At 46.8% G+C, this 521-nt stretch carries 1 protein-coding gene; it reads left to right on the top strand.

All coding sequences use genetic code 11. The features are described 5' to 3' along the window. On the top strand, window positions 1–521 hold a 521-nt coding region (locus R7093_RS27985; RefSeq protein ID WP_318147379.1), incomplete at both ends, for a GTP-binding protein.

Genomic DNA, 521 nt, shown 5'->3' with positions numbered 1-521 from the left:
AAGACGGTGAAACTTATCAGCTGAACTTCATCGATACTCCGGGACACGTAGACTTTGCATACGAAGTATCACGTTCTCTAGCGGCTTGTGAAGGCGCGCTATTGGTTGTTGATGCTGGTCAGGGTGTAGAAGCGCAAACACTTGCTAACTGTTACACCGCGATCGAAATGGATCTGGAAGTTGTGCCAATCCTAAACAAGATCGACTTGCCAGCCGCTGATCCTGAACGTGTAGCTGAAGAAATTGAAGAAATCGTTGGTATTGATGCGATGGACGCAACACGCTGTTCTGCGAAGACAGGTCTTGGTGTTGAGGACGTTCTAGAAAACATCGTATCAGCAATTCCAGCACCAGAAGGTGATCCTGATGCGCCACTACAAGCGCTGATCATCGACTCATGGTTTGATAATTATCTTGGCGTAGTATCTTTGGTACGAATCAAAAACGGTTCACTGAAGAAGAACGACAAGATCAAAGTAATGAGCACAGGCCAAGCTTGGGGTGTAGACCGTTTGGGTATC

This window comes from Vibrio sp. 1580 (assembly GCF_033340055.1).
Note: the sequence above shows the minus strand (reverse complement) of the source record. Positions and strands in the feature narration are given on the sequence as shown.